At 56.7% G+C, this 22,618-nt stretch carries 16 protein-coding genes and 2 pseudogenes; 1 reads left to right on the top strand and 17 read right to left on the bottom strand.

What is annotated here, in order from left to right:
• Positions 1-62 precede the first annotated feature (62 nt).
• The 10 genes and pseudogenes from B0G77_RS02185 to B0G77_RS02140 form a co-directional block, all read right to left on the bottom strand.
• Complete coding sequence (locus tag B0G77_RS02185) at positions 63-5,420, bottom strand: glycosyltransferase (RefSeq protein WP_133660650.1); 5,358 nt, start codon at positions 5,418-5,420, stop codon at positions 63-65.
• Between the two features lie 59 nt (positions 5,421-5,479).
• Entirely contained in the window at positions 5,480-6,691 is a 1,212-nt protein-coding gene (locus B0G77_RS02180) for a glycosyltransferase family 2 protein (protein ID WP_133660649.1), read from the bottom strand.
• A gap of 60 nt (positions 6,692-6,751) precedes the next feature.
• Positions 6,752-7,537, bottom strand: coding sequence for a CmcI family methyltransferase (locus B0G77_RS02175; RefSeq protein WP_208116383.1), 786 nt, complete (start codon positions 7,535-7,537; stop codon positions 6,752-6,754).
• 206 nt (positions 7,538-7,743) lie between these two features.
• Positions 7,744-9,071: pseudogene (locus B0G77_RS02170) on the bottom strand (IS4 family transposase).
• 105 nt (positions 9,072-9,176) lie between these two features.
• Positions 9,177-9,437 carry a hypothetical protein gene (locus B0G77_RS02165; RefSeq protein WP_166656104.1) on the bottom strand — a complete coding sequence of 87 codons (261 nt, stop codon included), beginning with the start codon at positions 9,435-9,437 and terminating at the stop codon, positions 9,177-9,179.
• 216 nt (positions 9,438-9,653) lie between these two features.
• Positions 9,654-10,118, bottom strand: a pseudogene (locus tag B0G77_RS02160) (transposase); the annotation flags it as partial.
• An 87-nt stretch (positions 10,119-10,205) separates the two neighbouring features.
• Positions 10,206-11,285, bottom strand: a complete 1,080-nt coding sequence (locus B0G77_RS02155) for an acyltransferase (RefSeq protein WP_133660647.1) — start codon at positions 11,283-11,285, stop codon at positions 10,206-10,208.
• A gap of 130 nt (positions 11,286-11,415) precedes the next feature.
• Positions 11,416-12,258, bottom strand: a complete 843-nt coding sequence (locus B0G77_RS02150) for a putative sugar O-methyltransferase (RefSeq protein WP_133660646.1) — start codon at positions 12,256-12,258, stop codon at positions 11,416-11,418.
• Between the two features lie 146 nt (positions 12,259-12,404).
• On the bottom strand, positions 12,405-13,427 hold the full coding sequence (locus B0G77_RS02145; protein ID WP_133660645.1) for an IS30 family transposase: 1,023 nt from the start codon (positions 13,425-13,427) through the stop codon (positions 12,405-12,407).
• Between the two features lie 9 nt (positions 13,428-13,436).
• Complete coding sequence (locus B0G77_RS02140; RefSeq protein ID WP_133660644.1) at positions 13,437-13,799, bottom strand: hypothetical protein; 363 nt, start codon at positions 13,797-13,799, stop codon at positions 13,437-13,439.
• Between the two features lie 685 nt (positions 13,800-14,484).
• On the opposite strand from B0G77_RS02140, the gene tnpA reads away from it, so the two are divergent.
• Positions 14,485-14,946, top strand: a complete 462-nt coding sequence (tnpA, locus tag B0G77_RS02135; protein WP_133660643.1) for an IS200/IS605 family transposase — start codon at positions 14,485-14,487, stop codon at positions 14,944-14,946.
• Between the two features lie 56 nt (positions 14,947-15,002).
• Here the strand turns inward: tnpA and B0G77_RS02130 are convergent, their stop codons facing one another.
• The 7 genes from B0G77_RS02130 to B0G77_RS02100 form a co-directional block, all read right to left on the bottom strand.
• Positions 15,003-15,806 (bottom strand): hypothetical protein, encoded by an 804-nt coding sequence (locus tag B0G77_RS02130; RefSeq protein WP_133660642.1) that lies wholly within the window; start codon positions 15,804-15,806, stop codon positions 15,003-15,005.
• Between the two features lie 247 nt (positions 15,807-16,053).
• The gene (locus B0G77_RS02125; RefSeq protein WP_133660641.1) at positions 16,054-16,482 is read right to left on the bottom strand and encodes a GtrA family protein; all 429 of its coding nucleotides are present in this window, start codon (positions 16,480-16,482) and stop codon (positions 16,054-16,056) included.
• The gene (locus tag B0G77_RS02120; protein WP_133660640.1) at positions 16,479-17,762 is read right to left on the bottom strand and encodes an NAD(P)/FAD-dependent oxidoreductase; all 1,284 of its coding nucleotides are present in this window, start codon (positions 17,760-17,762) and stop codon (positions 16,479-16,481) included. Before B0G77_RS02120 ends, B0G77_RS02125 begins: the two co-directional genes overlap by 4 nt.
• Before the next feature lie 13 nt (positions 17,763-17,775).
• Positions 17,776-18,714, bottom strand: coding sequence for an NAD-dependent epimerase/dehydratase family protein (locus tag B0G77_RS02115; RefSeq protein WP_133660639.1), 939 nt, complete (start codon positions 18,712-18,714; stop codon positions 17,776-17,778).
• Between the two features lie 118 nt (positions 18,715-18,832).
• Positions 18,833-20,548, bottom strand: coding sequence for a hypothetical protein (locus B0G77_RS02110; RefSeq protein WP_133660638.1), 1,716 nt, complete (start codon positions 20,546-20,548; stop codon positions 18,833-18,835).
• A gap of 14 nt (positions 20,549-20,562) precedes the next feature.
• Entirely contained in the window at positions 20,563-21,303 is a 741-nt protein-coding gene (locus B0G77_RS02105; RefSeq protein ID WP_133660637.1) for an SDR family oxidoreductase, read from the bottom strand.
• Complete coding sequence (locus tag B0G77_RS02100) at positions 21,300-22,616, bottom strand: FAD-binding oxidoreductase (protein ID WP_133660636.1); 1,317 nt, start codon at positions 22,614-22,616, stop codon at positions 21,300-21,302. Before B0G77_RS02100 ends, B0G77_RS02105 begins: the two co-directional genes overlap by 4 nt.
• Positions 22,617-22,618 lie beyond the last annotated feature (2 nt).

Genomic DNA, 22,618 nt, shown 5'->3' with positions numbered 1-22,618 from the left:
GCCGGAAAACCGAATAATTTGTTAACACAGTCGTACTAGGGAACTGATCGACAGCCCAAGTGCTATTCGTGAAGGTCGGCGTGACGAATAAACCCCGCGAGACCTCGAGTCGGCACGTTACCGGATACGAGAGGGGTAATGAGGTGGGTCCAGCTTGTCTGCAAGCCGCTCACCCCATCCCCGACCAAATCAATCTCGTTCTTCACGAAGCCTCGCAAAAGCGGCTCGTAGACCATGGGTCGATCAACTCGCGCAGCGAAGGCACCCAGCCATGCTCCGAGGCTCCTCATCGCCAACCCCTCTGGAGCGGCTTTCAAAGCGGCGACCAGAAAATCGCGACGTGCAATCAGAAGATCGGGCGATAAGCCGTTCACGCAATGTGGCTTCAGCCCCAACGAACCCGCGCATGGATCGCTCATCGCACGACCCGCGGTCGCGTCGATCAGCGTCGCGTTGTCGTAAAGAAACAAGGCGCCGCGCAAAATCATTCCCGACGAGTCGACGAGCGGCCCCCCAACCGCGACGACGTCCGGCACAAGTTCAAAATGCTTTATCGCGTCCCAGATCGACTGAGTTTCAATCGCCAGCGTTGCCGGGCCAACCAGCATCGCAAATTCACTTTCGGAATGTTCCAGAACGTCAAGCAATGCTGAAATTCCCTGCCTTCCCCTTAACGCGGGCACAGCGATGCGGCCGCTGAATGGGAAATCCGAGGGCCCGCCGGCGTCCAGCCCCATCGATACGAAAACGATCGCAGGAGGCTCCTTTCGCAAACGCCTAAGATAGTAGTCCGGAATGCCGAGATCGAACGGATATGGAGCGATCTCATAGAGGTCTGCACGATGCTGCCGCCCGATGTCACGAAGCACTGCCCGGACAGACATCGAGCTTCCAGAAAATGCACTGCCGCTGTTTGACAGCGAGCGTGCATGTTGTCGCCAATGATAAAGAACCTCGGGAACGTGCAGGGGCTGGTGGCCAGCCCTCGTGAAACGGACGAGAAGGTCCCAATCTTGCGCGAATTCAGCTTCGCCCGATGTGAATGCGCCCAACGCAAGACCCAACTGGCGCCGGAAAAGTATCGTGTGCCATACATACGAATGGGCAGCGAGCAGCACCGGGTCGTAGTCCGGTCGATAAAATGGGTGACGGTAGGTCCCTTCGATCAGCAGATCCTCATCCGAGTAGAAGATTTGCCTATCCGGATTGTCTTTCGCAGACATCGCAAGCACGGCCAGAGCGTCGGGTGTCAGCAGATCATCGGCATCAAGCGATAGCGCGAAATCACCCGTCGCCTGCTCAAGGCAATAGTGTAAGCCGCCGTGAATGCCGAGATTGACATCGTGCCGCAATATGCGGAGCAAACCCTCCGCCTCATAGGCGGTAAGCACGTCGTCGAGATCGCTGGAAATAGGCCCGTGCGCAAGGACAATCCATTCTGATGCCGGATGCAGTTGTGATCGCATCGCCTCCGCGGTCAAACAAAACAGTTGCGTATCGGTGCGTTCATATACAGTCGTCAGCACCGAGATCGTCGGGCCGCCTCCCGTCAATCGTGCGGTCAGTTTCGTGAAGCGCTGTTCGATACGCCGACCGAGATATTTCTCGTACGGTAACCGAATCAGCGGCGCATCGGTCTCCTCAGGCTGATAGGGACGCTGCCCCGAGCGGTCCAAATGACGAGCATAGCCCACCGGATCTCGCATCAGACTGCCAAACGTCGCGGTATACGCAGCCAGATCTTCACGCGACGCCGCTACGTCGTCACCCTCCCTCAGTCGTGCCGTGATCAGGGGTGTATAAATCACGCGCTGCCCCTTAATACGCGCAAGAGCGCCGAGCCAGGGACCGAGCATCGCTACGCCGAGTTCGCGGGGCAATTGCGCCGTACTTTCAATCAAGAACTCTTTGGCCACAATACAATGACGCGCTGACACGGCAGCCACCGAACGCGGCTTCCACGTCTGCGCAAAATACCCCGGGTTAGTCATCGGCTGACCGGCATCGGGACAACCAATCGCTCCACCGTAACCAAAGACATAGCCACTTTCGCGAAGAATGCCGCCATCATGAATTCGACCGCCGGCGAGAACGGTATCCGGAAACAGGTCGAAATGCGTCAGAGCCTCGTCCACAAAACCATCCGCGAAGCGGCAGGACTGGTCCCGGAGATGCACGTAACGCACATTGGAATCAAGCTGGGTCAGGGCGTGTTTCAGGTAGTCGCGTGATACGGTTTGGCTCAGCGTTATGGTCTCGATCGAGGACCGGTTGATCTCTATAGCGCTGTTACCATCGTTGTTTGACGCAATATTGCGCGGACCGCCAATGGAACTGCCTCTCAGCTTGAACATGTAGTCAGGCGTGCCATCGAAAAGCGGTGAGGGTACGATCTCATACCTGTCAAGCTTACCGCGCCCGGCCAGAAAGCGTTCAAGCGCGACCTTGTGAGACGCATAGATATACGGCTTCGCTCGATAGTTGCCTGATGTCGAGGCGTCATGCATACGCCACGAATAGAGGACCTCCGGAATATGGACGGGCCGATAGCCGGCGTTGAGAAACCGGATGAACGTATCCCAATCGTGACATCCCTCGACAGCAGGATCCAAGTAGCAGTCCAGCGCGAGTGCTGCCTGCCGATCGATGACCGTCAAATGGGCGATGTAACACGAATGGATGAACAGCACGGGATCCCAGTCCGGCTTTGAGTAGGAATCTCGATGATTGAGCCCATCAGTCTTATCCTCATCCGTGTACGCGATCACAGGAAAACCGGCTTTCTCGAGAAAACTGGACACCGTGCGAATACAATCCGGGAATAGGAGGTCGTCGCTGTCGACGGGAACGATGTAACGTCCGCGCGCGCACTCCAGACACCAACGCATTCCGCCAATAATGCCGAGGTTTTTGTTGACACGCGAAAGACGCACGCGAGGATCGCGAGCGATTTCGGCCAGAACTTCGAGTGTGTCGTGTCGCGTCGATCCGTTGTCCAGAACCACCCATTCAAAATCGAGCGTCGTGTCTTGACCAAAAACGGTATGGGCAACATCGGTGAGGAACGAAGGATCAGTGTCGTAGACGGTCGTAATCAGACTGATCAGACCTTTGGTCTCTCCTTCGACATATTGCTTGTGACGTACGCGCGTGCGCCGCTGATAGTACACAGGGCTGTGCTCGATTTCCTGATCTGCGCGGACGACAGATACGGCGCTCGCCAGCTGCGGCAGCGCAGTACGTCGCGATATCCCGTCACGGCGCAATTCCATAACCAGCCTTTCCACAGCCGGCGATAGACTTTCACGCCAGGTCCCAGGCAACCGCAAGGGGGACACCGACTGTCGACGGCCGCGATCGTCACTCATAGCCCTTGCACGAGCGAGGGCCGTGAGCATGTCGCCAATTTTCGGATCTGCGCCAATCACGTTGGACGAGAGTTCGGCAAGACGGGTCGCCGTCTTGCTTCCAAACACGGTGGTAACGGCCACTCCACCACAGGCTGCCATTTCGAGTGGCGGATAGCTCGGGTGGGGCGATAACATCAAAGACAGCATAATGTCCGCGCTCCGTACCTGCTCGGCGTACGCGTCGAAACCTAGCCAGGGCGCGGGCGCCAATGTGTATCCTCGCCCAAGAGGTATTGGTTCGAACTGCTCCCCCATCCCGACAAATTCCCAGCCGTCGTTACCAAAAAGACCCTTCTCAACGGCCGCACGGAGGACGGCAACGCCGAGTCCGAAAAGGTTGCGCTTTGCGACGGTTGGCCGTGCATAAAAGAGAACGCGGCGAGGCGCGCCTGCGACACGATCCTGAGGATGAAAACGCGACTGATCGATCGCCGGCTCGAACACAATAGCCCGGCTGGCGAAATCTGAATTGGCATAGCGACCAATAGATCGACTAACAAGATGATCGCGCAGAAAACTGGTATTAATGACCGGCAGATGATCGAAATCGTAAGTGGCTTCGGCATCTGCAAAATTCTCGCTGGCGCCATAAAAAAGCGTCTCGTAGTCTTGAACGAGATAGTAGATGCGCTTGCGGCGAAGCATGCTTGTTACCGGCTGTGCAGCCTGCGCGGTCCACCACGCCGTCGCCATCAGAACGTCGTTGAAACCAATAGCCAAGGATTGTGTACGATCGCTTCCATCGCGAAACTCAATGTCCAGGTCGTCCGGACAAAGACCGGTCAGTCCGCGGACATGACTCTTGATCACATTCAGATCATCGTCGAGCGGTGCATCCGTCGAAATGAATCCAACGGGGATGCCCTCATGTGCAAGTTGCAAGCCCAAAATGTAGGCGGTGTTTGGGCCGCCAGTGGCATGACGTGCCTGGAGCGAGGGTAGCAAGATGTGCAACGTTGGTGTCGAACTGCGACGCGGGTCGACGAACGCGTTCAGCGGCTGGTTCGGCAAGAGAAAGTTGAGAACGCTACCGAGGCCATCACGACGCAAACGCAGGATAGTCTCTGCAGCCACCGCACCGTGCTCTTCGTATCGCGCAATTGCCCCCGCCAGCGAGTCGTGCAAGCGCGCTTTCGGCCCCGAACGCCGCCCTTCGGACATCCCATGGAGAACGTAATGCACCAGCGGATTGATCCCCGTTGCCGCCACGTCTGGATTTTGTGCTAGGTACCAGTTTGTGTCGAAGTCATGGCTCGGATTGCGTCTTTCGGATGCGCCTATTTGCAGGTAGTGGACTAGTGGATTGACCCCAGCCGCGGCAACATCCGGGTTCTGCTCCAAATACCAGGCGCTGTCGAACAGCGGATGCGGAGCCCGCCCTTCGCCTGCTCCGTGCGTTACGTAGTGCTCCAGCGGGTTGACCCCCGCTGCGACTACATCCGGATTCCGCTCCCGATACCAGGCGCTGTCGAACAGCGGATGGGGGTCGCGCCCTTCGCCTGCCCCGTGCATGACGTAGTGCTCCAGCGGGTTGACCCCCGCTGCGACCACATCCGGATTCCGCTCCCGATACCAGGTGCTGTCGAACAGCGGATGGGGGTCGCGCCCTTCGCCTGCCCCGTGCATGACGTAGTGCTCCAGCGGGTTGACCCCAGCTGCGGCCACATCCGGATTCCTCTCCAGATACCAGGTGCTGTCGAACAGCGGATGTGGATCCCGCCCTTCGCCTGCCCCAAACGCAAGGAAATGCGCCAGTGGTTCGATACCCCCATCGGCAACATCGGGGTTCGACAAGAGATACCACTCGGAATTAAACAAGGGGCATAAATTGAAACCAGAACGCCCACCGACGACCGCATACACAAACACTTTTGCCCGGAGCTTATATCTCAACAACACGGAACCGGCGTGGCCCCGCGAGCGACTGAGGAAAAATCTCCAACGCCAAAAGATGTGCAGGTTCCAAAAAACGTTTGTCAAGCCGAATTTCTTTAAAAACCGCTTCGCCATGCATGCCGCCCATTAAAATTCAGAAGAATTAGTTCGCCGCAATCTAGAGATAAATTAGCTTACCTTGTTGCTAGCCAACGATAAGCGTCCATAATATTTTCATGAGCACCAATGTCGTGCGGGTATATTTTCGGCGGATGATGAATATTCAACAACTCCCCTATCCCATATACGACCATCGGCCGCTGCAAGGTTTTGACACGATCAAGCATCGTGAACGTCCAAAGCAGTTTCTCAGCGTACTCCCGATCACGAGGCTCAAATTCCGCCATCTGTTTCCGAAAGACGTGACGATCGGATGTCTTGTTATAGACACTACTTTGGGCCAGCTCGAATATCTGTATTCGACGATAGCGACGCAGGTCGATAGGTAAATCGACAGATCGCGACAAATTTCGCTTGACGTATAGCGCGGCGATCAGCCAGTTTCTGTAGTGGCCTGTACCAGGATGGCGAAGAGCCTTGAGAACATCCTCATCTCCGCCGGCAAGCTCGATATCTGAAGTAGATTCACCAAAAAATTCACGGAATCCCAAGTCCTCTTGTTTATTTGCATGGAAATAACCAAAAGATCGTTTTGAAATGCCCACGATAATTTCTGGAGACGGCACGACCGCCATTTTGTCTGCCGTCAGGAACGTCATGAAACACGCAAAAAAATCGGGATACGGCGACTGGAAAAACATTGAACCAGCGGCCTTATTTTGCATGAAATCACGCCGCCAGACAAAATGCTGCGCATTAAAACTTATCAAATGGCGGAATCGGAGCGCTTGCCGCGCAAGATGTCTGGCCTGTTCAGTATCAAGCAAAAACGGCTCGTTGGAAATATCAAAAACTGAGCTGTTATTGACAGTATAAAAATACCCTTCCTGCTGCCCCGGCAAGGTATTCGGATAGGCATAGTGATATGCCATACAGTAGACGACGTCAGGACGCCCAAAGTCTTCAATGACATCAGTCATTTTCCGAATAAAGCCTGGAGTCAACGCATCGTCATCCCCTAACATGACGACGTAGTCGCCCGTTGCAGCCTGAAGTGCCCGATTCCAATTGGCCGTGACGGAAATCGGGGCATCCCCGCGGATATAACGAATTGGAACCGAAGTAATCGTCCTTAGATAGGCTTCATAATCCTCGTCAGACGCATTATCAGAAACGACAATTTCAAGATTTCCCTCGCACTGCTCCACTACCGAATCGATTGCGTGTTTCAGCAACTCGAGCCTGTTCCGGCTCGGTAATAAAATCGTGAATGACGGCCTTGACATAACACTTATCCTCAGTGGGTACACGGCTTACGCCGCGGACGACAGGTCACGCCTCGAAACTCACCGGCGACGCAAGAATCCTCTTGGATTCATTGTGAGCAGAAACCTTTCGCATGATCGATCGGCGTAGAATTCATTATTTTCGGCTAGGAACAGATCGACTGCCTCCCAGGGACCTGGCCCAAACTCCGGATAAGTCGGGTGGCCATTTATGTTGGTATCTTCAACGACCATATAGCCGCCCGGTGCCACGAAGCGCTGGTAAATCCGCAACTCCTGCACGACGTGCTCGCATCGATGATCGCCATCGAGAATCACGAGGATTTTTTGCTTGCCGGCAGCCATTTTTGTAACTTTGGCAAGCACGTCATCAGCAATGCTCGACCCGGTGAGATAACTGATTCGGGGATGTCGCGGCCTGACCGGATCGTGCGTCGCATCAATATCAATCGTGACAATTTCCCCGTGGCCGGCCAGATCGCATACGGACGCCAGATAGAGTGCACTCCCCCCCTTATACGTACCGACTTCGATAACCAAATCCGGGCGCTCGCGAACGATGATCTCCTGATAGATCCATAAATCGAGAGGGCATTTGAACATCTCATAGCCCATCCATGACAAGACGATCGTGTGGAGGCCCTTGAAGTTATCAATTTTCCGGTAGTAGAGATCCGAAAATGACTCCACAAGTTGGCGCTCCGCCTCAGTCAAATTCGGCTCTGCAAAACTGGCGCGAAATGTGCCCAGATGAGCACTTGTCCATGTGTGCGCGCCTGGCGCAGCACTTATGTCAGTCTCAGTTGCCCCTTTTCTGCAGAGCAGTTCAAAAATACGTTGAAACAAGATATCTCCCACCTAGGTTGTTGGGTGTATCGCGGCAGCATGCGACACGATTCATGACCTCATGTTCTTGCCGATCAATGCGCAACCTGTCACGTCTTCGGGTACCAAACCGCTCGGCACGTAAGCCAAGGACGCCACTAGGATTAACAGTAAATTGAACGCGAGGGAAGCACGGAAAAGCCTACGACGTCCCAGGATCCATTCGCTTATACACAAATGTCGTCATTCCCCGCCGCGCGTAGCCCGCGCAGTGTTTTAGCCGCGACATGAACCTCTTTGAGTCCAAGCCAGATAGTCTTGACGCCGGGGCGCCGTCGCCTTTGCGGCCAAGGAATCCACCCAGGCGCGCGATCAGTCGCAGGACTTCATTGAGCTTCGGTCGCGCGGGTTGTCGAACTTCAGTGAGCAGGTAGGCACCGCGAATTTCATCAGCCTCGAAGAACAGAGCCGCGTCCAGATCGGGGCAAGTTCGGCCCAGCCGCATCAGGTGGGCCACGCGCCACGCCACCACCATGAACGGCGCCAAGGCGCGCTCGAGCCGTTCGATCGATCCAAGCTGAAGCGCTTGCACACGACACGCGTTCTTCAGAATGTTGAACAACATCTCGATTTCCCAGCGCGCCCGGTACCAGTCGATCAGTTCGATCGCCTCATCCAACGTGCTGGCAACGCGGTTGGTCAGCAAGCGCCATTCGATCGGCCTGGCGCCCGCTGGCGCATCGAACTCGCGTGCCACCAGGCAGGTGGCGGCAACGCTCTTGCCTTTGCCCGCCGGCAACTCGACGCGCTGCATCCACAGCTGCTGGCGCACGCTACGCGCTTTAACGCCATGGCGCGAGGCCATCGTGAAGGCGATCTGCCCCAATGGCTCGGCGTGGCTCGTGCGTTCCCACAACTTTTCACCGCCGGGCAGGCAACGATTCTGGGTCGCCCGTACCAGCCAGTCCGCCGGCGTGCCCAGCGCCTGGGCGCGCTCCATCCGCGCCATCAGGTCCGCTTCGCGGTCGGCCACATAGACCAGGCGCGTGGATGGCAGACTCGGCGCCATCTCGCCAATGCGCTCGTAGCCCTCGATCCAGCGCAGACTTTCTTTGGGGCCGCCGCGTTTGCCGGACGCGTCCTTCTTCTCGCGCGCCCACATCCAGGCATCCAGGATGCCCAATGGCTCTCGCTGAGGCGTGACCGCATAGGTCGGATGCAAATACATGCCCCGCTGCGCTTCATAGCTGAACGGCCCCAGTCCAATCGCACCCTGACCGTTGAAGTCCAGTTCAGTGACCGGGTGGGCTTGCATCCGTTTTTGCGTTTGCTCCCAATGCGGCTCCAGGATCGCGTGCCACTCGACGCTGTCGTTGTCAAAGAAGCGGTACGCCGCCATCGTCTCGCCCCAACCCCGACATGCCTTGGGCACACTGGCCATCGGGTCGGTCGCCATTCGTTCCATCAAGAGCCTCGCTCGCTTGTTCAGGCGCGCATCGCCGAGGTCGAGTTGCTCGAATTCCGTCTGGGTCCAGGGCGTCGATTCGGTAGCCAATGCGTCCACTCAAAAGGGGCGAGTAAACGCGAAATGCCACAAGTTTACAAGCGCCGCCTGATGTCATTGAAAGTAAACACTTTTCTCGCAGCCCACGCCGGTCGCTCAAAGATGTGTATAACCGCATGCCTTAAGATATGCATGAATATCATATCCTTCGTCGGGAACCTCAATGATGCGATGAGGGGCACCATCAAATAACGCTGAGGTTGCAGCGCGTTCACCTTGCTTCTTCATCCCTTTGCCGAGAAGGATCAATTCGTGATCATATCCGGCCGGAAACTTCAAGTAGGATTCGGCGAAAGGTTTGAAAGCGTCTATACCGTGGGCAACGCGAGCAAGGAAAACGACGGCAACGGTCGGCATTTCTGGTGACCCCTTGGATTTCACAGTGGAAGATCGTGCAACAATCTGAAAGGCGAGTCAATTGGTCAGTTGGAGCAGCAGGCTATCCCTCTCGCGACAAGCCTATCTCCCTTGGGCAAATCCACGCACTCCCGCAGGTGCATCGCATCTCCAAGTCTCGCCCCACAGGGAGCGTTGCCGTCACGGACCCGGGAGCGCAACGTGCGCAGTGCCTTCCTCATTTGCGTGAGCGTCGCGGCCAATCTGCAGCGCCAGGCGCGGAGCCTCGCGGTTGTAGTTCTGCCGCAGCTTCAGTCCGTGGCGGGCCGCAGCCTTCACCAGATGTTCGCGACACCGCTCGAGCAGCCGCGAATCGGTCGGATGCGCAATCGCCTTCTGCATGACCGTGGTGTCCACGATCACGCGCTTCACACTCGATGCCTTGATCACGCCTGCACGTTTGGCCGCCTCGATCGTCTCGGCCAGCAGTTCTTCGATGCCGGCTTCGCCAAGGCCCTTGCGCCAGCGCGTCAGGCTCGACGGGTCGATCGGCGGCTCGGTCTGCAGGTACGTCTCGCCGGTGAACACCTGCCAGTACGGGTTCTCCACCCATTGCTAGACGACCTCTTCGTCGGAAAGGTCGAACGCGTGCTGCAGATACAGCAGCACGGCAATCAGGCGCGGCGACGTTGCCGGTCGCCCCTTGTGGGACACGAAGTTCTCGCTCATCGACAGACTCAACCGATCCCAGTTGATCAGGTCGGTCGGCCAGTCGCACCAACGGAAGCTTCAGGCTTGTGCTCGGTGGGCTTCTACGATCGTGCTTTGGCTGCTTCGTTGCAGAAAGCTGGGAATCTTGCGTCCCAGCGCGATGCAAGGCTTCTCGACCAAGATCCAGGAAATGATTGCAAGAAAAAGCGCGCATGCAAACGTCATCACCTGGTTCCCGTGTATTCCTGATTTCGGGAAAAGGTTGGCGAATGTGTTCTGCAGAGGCCATCCGAAAACATAAACACCGTAGGAAAAGTCACCGGGCGGTCGGATTGCTTTCACAACGTCCAACGACATGATCCACAAACCGGTGATGAAGAAGGCCGGCAGAAAAGCAAATTCAAACGCGGGTCCATGCCTGACAGCCAAGGCGAGAACAATAAGCCCAATGCAAAGCCGGCCATCTATCCGTACGCGCTCCTTATGGACCGCAAGCAGCGCGCCGAATGCGAAAAATGCTGGCAGGCGGCCGCCCATGTTGACGTTGGGCAGGCCAATCGCGGTAATACCGTCAGGCCAGATCAAGCAGACGACAATGACCGCCAGCAGAACCAGGGCGCCGACCAGTTTGAAACGGAAAAGTCCGCACATGCCGGCACCCAGAAGTAGTGCGTAAAGCATCAGTTCGTACTTGATCGTCCAGATCGAGCCATTTACGTGCGAATACAACGCATGTTCGAACACACCTGGTAGCGTGTATTCGATATAGGGATGCAAGAGCACCTGCATCAGCTCGCCGCGGTGGTGGAAGTATTCAGATACCGACATTGATGTCAGCGCTGGCCCCATTATCACAATAGTCGCGATGGAGCTAACTATCAGTAGCGGGAATATGCGGAAAATGCGCGCCGATGCAAAACGGATTGCACTCGGCTTCGTAAGCCAGCTGTTGGTAACGAGAATGCCGCTCAGGAAAAAGAAAACCTTGACTGCCAGTGAGCCGGAATAATCGAACCCAAGGAGGTTACGAAGGGGCTCGTTCACGCCTGGTTCAGGAACCAGCGCATACGCGTGTCCCCATATCACTGCTGTCGCGGCGATCAGGCGAAGCAGGTCGGCGTTGTTATTCCCGCGACGAAGCAATTGGTCAAGCATCATGATCCATACACTCTCGGTTACCGACCGCACGTAGTTCGGGTAGGTCGCCCAGTGCGTTAGCAAGGCAAATCCCGAAATTTCAAGAAGTTACGAATATACCAGACGAACAACTGCTTTCCTTTCTCCCACACTAGCGCATAAGTGACACGTCATCGGGCTGGGGATACATGCGTCTGTGAGTGCCTCGCACCAGGCAAAACACTTCGTCGACATAGCCGCAGCGCAGCCAGTATGGCGTCCGTGTCGAGGAATGCGTCTCCAGCGTGGCGCAGATTTCTCGCACGGTGAACGGATTGAATTCGTGATTGATGGAAAGGAATTTGTTGGCGCGCGAACGGATCGCCTTGCAGTAGGCTAACGCGGTATCACGGGACATCTCAGTCAGCGAATCGACATTCACGACCAGATCGTAGCGATCTGTTGCGTCGAGGAACTCGGTGAGCGGAAGAATGCGAATGCCATGCTGGTTTTCTCCAAATAGACTAACCATGTCTTGGCCGAGCGTGCGCCCCAGAAAGTACGCCTGCGCCACATTGGTTATCGGCAGATCGATGATGGTGTAGTCGCGAATACCGAATTGACGGGCATAGAAGGCGGTGCGGCCCAGACCGCCTCCGATCTCTATCACTCGAGCGTCACTACCAACCAGTTCTTGGATGCGGTAGGCTTGATAGAGAGATTGCACCGACCGGAAGCTTGCGACGCCTCTCGATGTGAACAGCCCGATTTCTCCAGGGAAGGGATTGGGGAAAGTGACGCGAAAGCCAGCTACGCGGTCTATGTCGGACGAGATTTCATCAACCGGTGGCGCGATTGGCCCGGGGCCAAGTATTTCGGGATAGTTCAGGTGCCGCGCTCCGATCGCCTCGGCTAGGCGAAGTAAGGCATCGTAGATCCAGCCGTGGTGTGAAATCACATGTGCTATGCCGTGTTCTTGAAGGCCAGCGTGATCATGCAGTTCATCAAAGCCCATGAAAAGGCGAGAATGAGCTGGATCTCGCAGTAGCCTAGTCACGGCATCATGATTGCCGCTGAGCAAGACCTCATGATCGGGGCGTTTAATTCTGGCGAAATCCGTTTGCCAAAATGAGGGCGGTTTCAAAACCGAAATGCAACAGGTTAATGAAGGGTTGAAGGTGTTTGCGTGGAGGTCTCGAGCATGCGCGCAAAGACTTCCAGAGGCGAGTGAAAGGCGTGGGTAGCACGGGGCCTGCTGTTCAGGCTGTCGGCGATGTCGTCAAGTTCATCCTGGCTGTAGACTGAGAGATCGGTGCCCTTGGGCAGGTACTGGCGTAGCAGTCCGTTGGTGTTCTCACAGGTGCCACGCTGCCACGGACTGTGCGGGTCACAGAAATACACGCGCACGCCGGTGGCGGCGGTGAGTTCCGGATGCCGCGCCATCTCCTTGCCCTGATCATAGGTCAGGCTCTGACGCAGTGGCGTGGCGATGGAGTTCAGTTTGGCGGTGAAGCCGGCCAGCGCTGAGGCGGCGGTGGCATCCTCCATCTTCGCGAGCAGGACAAGCCGGCTGGTGCGCTCGACCAGAACTCCCACGGAGGACTGGTTGCCCGCACCCTTGATAAAGTCTCCCTCCCAGTGCCCGGGCATGACCCGATCGTTCACCTCAGGCGGGCGCACGTGGATGCTCAGCATGTCGGCGATCTTGCCCCGTCTGTCGTTGCCACGACTGCGTGGCATTCGCGTGCTGCGAGCCTGGCGCAGACACGAGATGAGCTGGCGGCGCAGTTCGCCGCGCGGGTGTGCATAGATTGCGTTGTAGATGGTCTCGTGCGAGACGTGCATGGAAGGGGCATCGGGCCACATGCGCGTCAGCGTACCGGAGATCTGCTGCGGCGACCACTTCCAGCTAAGCAGACTGAGCACAATGCGCCACAGTGCGCCTTGGGGATTCAGCTTACCCGGCGTGCGCGCTGCAGCCCGCCGGTTCGAACTGATGGTCTGCGCGACTACCGAAGCGTAGCCGCGCACCGGACACGCATTACGCGCCAGTTCACGGCTGACGCTCGAAGCTGAGCGGTCAAGCGTGCGGGCCATGGCCCGCACGCTCAAACCCTGCTGTTTCATGCTGGCAATAGTGATACGTTCTTCAGGCTGCAACTGCTGATACTTTCTTGTAGTCATGTGCGCACCTTAGCAGATCAAGGTGTTGCACTTTAAAATTGATCGCGCCGAGTCTTTGTCTCCGATCTCGGTTGCGCAAGCGGCGCGATAGGACGTCATGATGCGCGAGATAAGCGCTGCATCATCTGTCGGCGTTCGGCCCGTAACGGCTGGGGAGCCAGAAGTCTGTTCGATCGGCCGGTGATACACCGCGGAGAGGCGGTACGCCTCCTGTAATCGACGACCCTCTCCGAGAGCCGTGGATGCTTCATCCCTGAGTACCGCGTTTTCGGTGGAGAGCACATTGATCAGGCGGTCAAGCGGCGTTCGATCAATCACTAATTTCGGAGCGACCTTACTTTTAACGTGACGGAGCAGCGACAGGATCGACATCTTTGTTTGCTCAGCGATGGGGTTCGGAGAGCATATTACAAAACCGTTGAGCGTCGGTCATAAGCGGTCTGCGGCACGCAGCAAATCGACAACATGGGATCATCCTCTTGTTTTGTGACGCGCCAAGAGAAAGACCCCATACACCTATCGGCATATGGGGTCTTTGGCTCCCAGCAGCAGAATAGACCTGCCACTTGCAACCGCAAGAAAGCTTATCAAAAAACGACGACCGCATCTAGGCACATTTTTTATCGGCGCACGGTTCAAAGGGTTTAATCGTCAGAATCGTGATGGGGCGCGTGAACCAGAAGCCACCACACGATGGCCACCAAGGCCCACAACAGGTACACCCGCATCTCTGTTCTCGGTAATACAACGTGCCGTGAGCATAGCGGACTTCCTTGGGGAACGGTTTTCACCATTCTTTCCTTGCGCCTTATCGATGTCCTGTGAACTCGTCGGCAAGCTCACTTTCCCGAAGCAAGACCAGCGGTAGGCGCGCGAGTCGCAGCTTTTGTGTTTCAAAGTCGAGTGCTTCTGAGATGCGCGCATTCTTTAATGACAAATCGAAATCCACGCCCTATGGGCGTGGTCATCGCCTAACTGGCTCTGCCTGTTAGAGCACCTGCCCATGCAGGTACCTTTCTGTGTGTTGTCCCCACAACGCATAAAAAGGAAAACAAGCATGAGCAGGTTCAAGAGAGCATCGCATGTCATATGGCATTGTCAATACCACATTGTGTGGGTGCCGAAGTATCGGTTCCGTGTGCTGCAAGGTCCGGTCGGCAAAGAGGTCTACAAATGCGTGATGGTGTTCAGCCAGCAACTGGGCTGCGAGGTTGTGGAACTCAATGTTCAGCCGGACCACGTGCACCTTTTGGTGAGCATTCCGCCGAAGCTGTCGGTATCCGGATTGATGGGCGTCCTGAAAAAACGTACCGCCATACGAATTTTTACGGCCTTTCCATTTTTGAAGAAGAAACCTTATTGGGGCAATCATTTCTGGGCAAAGGGTTACTGCGTAGATTCGGTCGGCTTGAACAGCGAGATGATTCAAAAGTACGTTCGGTTCCAGGAGAAAGAAGAGATGCATCAAGAGCAGCTTCAGTTGGAACCGGGTAGAGGACCTTCTCAGAAGGGCCGCTAGGTGTGCCCCCCCTATGGGGGGCTTAATGCGAAACCACGTTCTACGAACGTGGTGATTCACTTCCGTCGTTGGCAAATCCTCCGGTAAAGCATTCTAATTAGGAAAAGTGGGTTCTTGGCCCTGGGAAAAGGTCTACTTTTTGCATTGACTGCATATTCGTACAACCATTGGTCAGCCTGAACATAGTTTGAAAGAACACGCCTCACATCGGGAAGTCGATGGTCGACTACCCGTTCAGACAGAGACGAGTTCAGATGGAACAGTTTCGGGCTTGAGTTGAACTCGAGCATGCGAAATAGAGAGGACATGTCGGCCTGAAGCGTCTCACAGAGCCCGAAGAAGTCCAGTTCTCCAAGCCGACGAATGGCTAGGTCTGCGAGTTCCCGGTTGCTCATGCTGATAACCTCCTGCCTCTTGAACGCAAGCATCTCCGATTGAAGGTTGGCAATACGCAAGGGCGAATCGAGGGGGTGCCGCTGGAGATAGTTGTCGATTGATTTCGCGCTCGACAGGTCGATATTTGCAATCTCTTGAATACCTGCCTTTACGTTCTCTGGAAAGCCTTCAAGCTCCTGTTGAAATTTTGGCAAGTTATAGTGATCGATCCACATTAGATGCGACGCAATTTGCCTAATCGGGTCTCTGAGAAAGGTGAACAGGAAGGCGTCACGCGCAACATCGCCAAGATAGATATGCCCCGATACAAACCGGCTGCGAAGGAAGGTCTCCTCAATCATCTTGTCGCTAAACAAGGCACATTGATCCGCGCCAAGCTCATGGACGAAAGCTTGAGCTACAGAAACGCCTGCCGTTTTAGGGATGTGCAGAAATCCGATTCGGGGAGAACTCTTTTTCGACATTGCGAGGTTTGCATATACGGCATATGGCACACGCAGTCAACCCGAACCAATACGTGGGCGCAAGATCGTGACAACTTGGCCGTGCTCGCGGCATGCTCGAGATCTGCTGGGACACGTGATCGGGATGGTTGCTGCTAACGCTGACCGGCCGTGTTTCGCCGAGGTGCAGCCAATTCAATTTTACCAGACTACCTTAACCGCCGACGATTTGGAGCGGACACCGCAGCGCGGGCGAGGCTCTATCCAGTCAATGTCCCTTGAATGACCATTTCTTGTGTCCCAGATAGCTTGTGAACACTGGGACGGCAACGCCGATCAGGTGGGCAATGTCTCGCGTGTGCCAGTTCAATCCAACCCGCGGAAACAGGTAATAGGCAAGGCCGATACTTACCGCCCAGGTTTGGAGCACGGCCACCAGGTTGACAAGCGTGAAGAAGAAAACCGATCGCGCAGTCGATTGCGTGCTCTTGGTGAACACAAACAGCTTCGCCAAAATGAATGCCGTAATCATCCCCGTGATGTATGCGACGACAATTGCAACGGAGTAGGGCACCCAGATGTTGTACACAATTCGGCTGCCCCAGTTGACCGCGGCTGCGAAGCCGCCGGTCAAGAGGAACATCAGGAAGTCCTTCGAGAAGAAGGATTGCTTGACGACCGCATGAACCCGCGTCATATCATCCTCGCCATCTTGCGCGACAGCCCGATACTCTCCGAGATCCCGCGGTCCTCGGGGTAGTAGTACGACGTATCGGCTACCAGCAGACCTTTAACCGGCAACTGGATCGGCGGCAACCGGTCCAGAAACCCCGGCTCGCAGATAGGTTGCGCGAAGCGGTACCGGCTTGCCCGTACGTCGATGAAATCGTCCGCCTTCAAGGTCGGGTTGATCTTCATCAGATAACGCTTCACCTTGTCGATGAACACCGAATCGGCTTCCTGATACTTCGGATGCTCACCCGGAACGTAGAACGGCACATAGACGATGTGTTGAGCCAGCGGCCGCAGGTTGGTGTATTCGACGATGCCCGGAATATCCATCTCAGGGTCGTTCGTGTTCAGCCAAAAATTATCGGTGACCGGCTTCTTCAGCTTGGCTATCACGCACACTACTGCCACGTTCTTGACGCTACGGAACGCATCGAGAATGTCGGTCGGTAGATCAGGCATGAGACGCGGCACGTAGGGCAGCGGAATGGTGCTGATCACCTTGTCGAACGGCAGAACCTCACCTCCGGCCTCAATGCCTGTCACTTTGCCGTTTTCGAACACCACCTTCTGCGCCGGCGTGCCGAGTCGGAATTCGCCGCCGTTCGCCTCGATATAACGGCGCATGCCCTCGAGCAGCGTATCGGAGCCTCCTTCGAGATACCCGAGCTTCTCGCGGAAGATGCTGTACCGCGAACGGCCGATGCGCCGGATGCGGCTCCAGATCCATGCTGCGGAAAGGTTGTACGCGTAGTCGTAGAACTTGAAGTCGAACAAACGACGCCACAGCACTTCCCACGCTTCTTCGCCGATCCAGCGGCGAATCCAGCCAGTTGCCTCGACATGATCGAGCGGTTTCCAGTCGTTGCGCTTGGTCGACAGAAACGCATGCAAGCCATAGCGGAATTTCGCCTGCATGCTGAGCCCCTTGAACTTCAGGAGAGCCATCGGGTTGCCCCACGGCTGCACGCGACCCTGGTAGAAGTAACCCATCTTCGTTTCACGCCACTGCATTTTTTCTTCGATACCGAGTTCGCGCAGAACTTCAAAAAAAGCGTGGTCCGAAATCGCGTGAAAGTGGTAGTACCGTTCAATCGAAAGGCCGCCGAAATCGAAACACGCCGCCATCCCGCCCACGCGATCGTCTGCTTCAAAAATGATCGGCTTGCGCCCGTCCTTGACGAGCTGATAAGCCGCGCCAAGACCCATCGGCCCCGCGCCCAAGACTGCAATGCGCTCTGCGCTCATGGTGTTTGTCCGCTCAGAATTCAAGTGCGATGTGGCTATACGTCGGATCGTTGAAAGTCTCGTCCATGGCCTTCGCGAACGGCGTCGCACGGATGTTGAAAATACCTTCCCAGTCGATCACTTCAAATTCGTCGCCGGCCGTCAGTGCTTCGAGCTGGTCGGCAGTGAAGGGCGGATTCTTGCTGAAGAGCGCATAGACCTTCAACAGCACATAGAAGAGGCCATACGGAATTCGCACGATCGCGCAGCGGGCATTCGTGGCGCGTTTGATCTGCCGGATAATGTCGATATAGTCGACGCGCTCGAGCCCGGTAATGTTGAACGCCTCGCCTTTGACGCGCGACTCAATGCAACTGATGATCACATTACAGAAGTCGCCGACATACAGCGGCTGGCGCATGTAGCGCCCGCTGCCGGGAATGGGGAACACGGGCACGCGATGCATGAAGCGCGAAAGCCAGCCCAGGTGCTTGCGGTCGAACCAGCCGAACATCAGCGTGGGCCGCAACACAACACATTCAATGCCGGAGGCGAGCACGATCTCTTCCTGTTCGCGCTTCGTATCAGTATAGAAATCCTCGCCGACCGAGTTCACGACCGATGAACTGATGTGCACGGTGTAGGGAATCTGATAGCGCTTGATCACGTCGAGCACGTGGTGCGTCGCCGTGATGTTGTTGCGGATGAACGGCTCCAGCGTTGGCGCGCCAATTTGCGCCTGCAGCATGACGACGAGGTCTGCGCCTTCGAAGTATTTTGCCCAGTCGCCGGGTTCAGCGAGATCGGCAAAGACTGCTTTCACGTCAGGATGGACTTTGCGCAGGACCTCTAGATTGGTCTTGTGCTTGTCTAGCACGACGATATTGGTGTACCCGCGAGCTTTCAGTCGCGCGACTAGGTTCTGGCCGACGAGGCCGGCGCCGCCAGGAAGAAGGATGCGGGTTTGATTCATGCGTTTACTCGGTGAATATAGGTGCTGGTTGCAACTCTGTAAGGGCTAAATGATACAAGCAAGCCCTGAGTCTCCCTTCAAAGAGCCGCTACCAAGCGGTGAGTGCACATTGGGTCGGCTAGTTGGGTGTAGCTGGAACCGGAGCCGCGATGGGCATTGAGCTTTCGCTGTTCACCGAACAATACGTGCCTGCTTCCGTTTGTCCGCTGAGCCGTATGCCGCCATTTGCCGATGCCTTAAAAAAAGCAGTCCAGCCGCTGTATCCAGCGCGTCGGCCGTATATCTTTCTGACGTCATCGCGCTCACCGCCCATCACACCTGTGCCAAGCGTTGTGCCGGCGGCGTCGGTAATGACAACGGCCCGTGTCGTGCGGCTGTCTGCCGCATCGTAGATCCACCCCGTTGCACGATAAATGCCAGGCGTTGTAGTGGTGGATATCTCGTCAATGGCTCCTGCGCAGGGAAAGCTGGCACTGACGTGATCCGGTGGCACCAAGAAGTCAGGTTGATCCGGCGCAAAGATGGAGATTTGTGCTGTTTGAGCTTGCTTTGCGAGGATGATCAGGCCATCGGGGAACGGAAAAAGCGGTTTGGTGATCGCGGGATCATACACGCCAGACCGGAGCGCCAGACCGGCGACAAGGCGGGCATAAGTCACGTCACGAGCAGCGTCGAACGCGAACCGCTGACCTGACGCGACGAGCAGGGTGGCGAGAACTGCAACCACCAACACGCGCTTACGTTTCTTCGCAGAATGGACATTGAGCACTGCAAAGATGATGAGAGCGAGCCAGCCACTCAGTGAAGCTGTGGTATAGCGGGAAGACAACGCACTTTCGATGCCAAACCAAAGCCGTCCGCTCGCCGTCAGCAAAGCGTTGCCCGCGACAAACATCGCAAATGCGAGCAGTGCCACGCCCTTTGCGTGCCGTTCACTAGACCGTAGTGCGTAGGCGCAGCTTGCAACGAGCGCTGTTAATGCGAGTGTTCCACAGGCGTATGCGCCTGCGAGGACAGGTCTCGCATGAAAGGCCGGTGCGCCGAGATACAGCAATACAAATCGAAACGCGGCGATAGGGTGCTCGCGCAAACCGGTTGTCAGATTGTCGCTGCTGGCAGGTTTATGCCAGTCGACAAAATACGCGAACCATACAGCGGCTGTGACGGCAACGAGTACCAACAGGTCGCGCGGCTTCAATCTAAAATAGATGGCCTGAACGATCAGTACCGGAAACACCAGCACACCGCTCGACATTGAATACGCCGCGGCCCACGCACTTGCTAGCGCCGCAACGAACCATCCGAAATGCCTCGACTGGTTTTCGCTTGTGTTTGTTTCGGCGGTACGTTCGATCGAATGGAATGCGAGCAGCGCGAACAAATAGACGGCGAACCACTGGCTTTGAAAGCCCCAAGTGAAGTTCTCGTTCTGAATCCACGAAAAGGCAAAAACCAGGATGCCGCCGACCAGTCCAAACCGCGCTTCGCGCGAAAGGGGCGCGCGGTGATGGATCGTGATGCGGAAGAAGGCAGTCGCGAGCAAACCGGCAAGTACGAGATTGGCAATTAGCGATAGTACATTTCTTCCGCCGAAGTAGCGTACGTCAGCAAAAAATATGACATTTGAGAACGCAAGCCGATGCTCATTGTGTTGCTCAAAGAACGCGTGCCATGGAGTTTGCAGCGCCTGCAGATAAAAACCTATCGTGCCGTCCCACGAGTCTCCAATCGGTACTGGTGTGAAGTGCTGCCAAACGGCGAACATGGTTGTGACGAGCGTGGCGACACCCAACGCAAAGACGACGTGGTAACCAACTAGCTCACGGCGATTCATCGGCACCCCTCGTCTTAAAGCGATGCGCGCTTAAACACAAACCGCGGCACCGACCGAATGATCAACATAATGATCGCCCAGAACCACCGCGTATAAAGCACGTCCTTCCGCTTCTCGATCGCGCGCACGATATCGCTTGCCACCTGCTCAGGCGTTGCCACAAGCGGTCCGGGCAACGGCAGTCCAGCGGTCATCGGCGTGGCGACGAAACCCGGCTTGATCGTCAGCACATGCACGCTGGCCTTGAATAGCCGCGCATTCAGGCCTTCGCAGAACGCCGAAAGCGCAGCCTTCGCGCTACCGTACAGATAGTTCGACGGCCGCCCGCGATCGCCCGCGACCGACGAGATCACCGCCAGCGTGCCGCGCTTTTGTGCTTCGAGGACGTTGGCAATCGGCGTCAGCAACGCAATCACGGAGACAGCGTTGGTATTGAATTCGCGCACGGCCACTGCGGGATCGGCTTGGCAGGCCGCCTGGTCCGGCAATGTGCCCGGCGCCACCAGCACGATATCGAGCGCACCGAGTTCGCTCGTGCAACGCTCGAGCATGCCAGAATGCCTTTCCAGACTATCGATATCGAGTTGATGGCACGCAGCGAACTGCGCGCCACGCGCGGTAAGATCGTCTGCTACCTGCTTGAGACGCTCGCGATTGCGGGCAACCAGGAAGAAGCGTGCGCCTTCTTTAGCCCACTGGCGAGCGCAGGCGATAGCGATCGCCGATGTGGCGCCGACGATAAGAACGTTTTTCATGTTCGAGTGGTCCGTTCCCAGAAGCGCGAAAGCAAGGCAGGGTCGCGTAGCGCTTCGAGTTGCTGCCATTGGGGGTAAGCGGCGCGAAAGTCGGTGCCGGGCATATGCGCGTCCTTAGCCGGATAGATGCGGCCGCCCGCTTCACGCACGATCGCGTCGAGTTGAGCGAAGAGCCGTGTGTTCAACGCGTCGCGTTGTGGGAAATCGAGCGCCAGCGATGTGCCTTCGAGAGGAAATGACAGCAGACCGGGTGAGCGCAAATCGCCGCACCGCTTCAGTACGGCGAGGAACGAGCCGGTGCCGCTTTGCGCGATGGTATCGAGAATTGCGCGGGTCGCATCGCGTGCGGCGACAGGCGGAACCACACACTGGTACTGCTGAAAGCCTGCGCGGCCATAGATGCGGTTCCATTCCAGCAGGCTGTCGAGCGGATAGAAGTAAGAGTCATAGCTGACCGTCGCGCGTACTTCGTCGCGTTGCTGCTTCTGATAGTAAAGCTCGTTGAAGGCGCGTAACGTCACGCGGTTGAACACCGGGACCGGTAGCGTAAACGGCACGGTGCGCTTCTTTCGGCTCGCGACTTCGAGTGGTCCTTCGGTAGCGTGATCGCCGACCATGAAAATGCCGCGTCCGAGCGCTGAGCCCCGGCTCTGGCAATCCACCCAGGCCACGCTGTATTCGTGCAGCGGGTCGAGCCGTTCCGACAACGAAAAGAATTCGTCGAGATTGGCGAAGCGGATGCTCGTCGTGTCGATCATGCTCGAGCGGATCGGCATCAACTGGATTTCCGCCCACAGAATGAGTCCGGTGAGCCCGAGTCCGCCAATCGTGGCGGCAAAGAACTCAGGCTGTTCGTCGGGCGTGCATTCGAACTGCGTGCCGTCGCTGCGCATGAGCGCGAAGCGACGCACGTGCCGGCCGAAGGTGCCGCGCACATGGTGATTCTTGCCGTGCACATCGTTGGCAATCGCTCCGCCCAAGGTCGCGTACTTGGTGCCGGGCGTCACCGGCAGAATCCAGCCGCGGGGAATGGCGACGTCGAGAACTTGCTCGAGCGTGACGCCCGGTTCCGCGCGTAGAACACCGGTTTGCCAATCTGCGGTAATCAGGCGGTCGAGCGGCAGCGTCTGTACGACATGGCCCGATGCGGCGAGGCAACTGTCGCCGTAGCTGCGGCCATTGCCGAAGGCGAGGGTGGTGCCGTGCTCGCGGCTCGCGTCCAGCCACGCGGCGCGCGCGGCGTCACGCCATGCGATGGCATGCACTTCCTGCGGCGAATACGGGTAGCGTCCCCATGACAGCACAGTGTTCATCG

Origin of the sequence: Paraburkholderia sp. BL10I2N1 (assembly GCF_004361815.1) — a bacterium.
Lineage (GTDB): Bacteria > Pseudomonadota > Gammaproteobacteria > Burkholderiales > Burkholderiaceae > Paraburkholderia.
Note: the sequence above shows the minus strand (reverse complement) of the source record. Positions and strands in the feature narration are given on the sequence as shown.

Bases quoted from the DNA above. Each gene is read 5' to 3' on its own strand.
- B0G77_RS02185 (WP_133660650.1), bottom strand. From the start codon at position 5,420: ATGGCGAAGCGGTTTTTAAAGAAATTCGGCTTGACAAACGTTTTTTGG.
- B0G77_RS02180 (WP_133660649.1), bottom strand. From the start codon at position 6,691: ATGTCAAGGCCGTCATTCACGATTTTATTACCGAGCCGGAACAGGCTC.
- B0G77_RS02165 (WP_166656104.1), bottom strand. From the start codon at position 9,437: ATGCCGACCGTTGCCGTCGTTTTCCTTGCTCGCGTTGCCCACGGTATA.
- B0G77_RS02155 (WP_133660647.1), bottom strand. From the start codon at position 11,285: ATGATGCTTGACCAATTGCTTCGTCGCGGGAATAACAACGCCGACCTG.
- B0G77_RS02150 (WP_133660646.1), bottom strand. From the start codon at position 12,258: ATGGGCTTTGATGAACTGCATGATCACGCTGGCCTTCAAGAACACGGC.
- B0G77_RS02145 (WP_133660645.1), bottom strand. From the start codon at position 13,427: ATGACTACAAGAAAGTATCAGCAGTTGCAGCCTGAAGAACGTATCACT.
- B0G77_RS02140 (WP_133660644.1), bottom strand. From the start codon at position 13,799: ATGTCGATCCTGTCGCTGCTCCGTCACGTTAAAAGTAAGGTCGCTCCG.
- tnpA (WP_133660643.1), top strand. From the start codon at position 14,485: ATGAGCAGGTTCAAGAGAGCATCGCATGTCATATGGCATTGTCAATAC.
- B0G77_RS02130 (WP_133660642.1), bottom strand. From the start codon at position 15,806: ATGTCGAAAAAGAGTTCTCCCCGAATCGGATTTCTGCACATCCCTAAA.
- B0G77_RS02125 (WP_133660641.1), bottom strand. From the start codon at position 16,482: ATGACGCGGGTTCATGCGGTCGTCAAGCAATCCTTCTTCTCGAAGGAC.
- B0G77_RS02120 (WP_133660640.1), bottom strand. From the start codon at position 17,762: ATGAGCGCAGAGCGCATTGCAGTCTTGGGCGCGGGGCCGATGGGTCTT.
- B0G77_RS02115 (WP_133660639.1), bottom strand. From the start codon at position 18,714: ATGAATCAAACCCGCATCCTTCTTCCTGGCGGCGCCGGCCTCGTCGGC.
- B0G77_RS02110 (WP_133660638.1), bottom strand. From the start codon at position 20,548: ATGAATCGCCGTGAGCTAGTTGGTTACCACGTCGTCTTTGCGTTGGGT.
- B0G77_RS02105 (WP_133660637.1), bottom strand. From the start codon at position 21,303: ATGAAAAACGTTCTTATCGTCGGCGCCACATCGGCGATCGCTATCGCC.
- B0G77_RS02100 (WP_133660636.1), bottom strand. From the start codon at position 22,616: ATGAACACTGTGCTGTCATGGGGACGCTACCCGTATTCGCCGCAGGAA.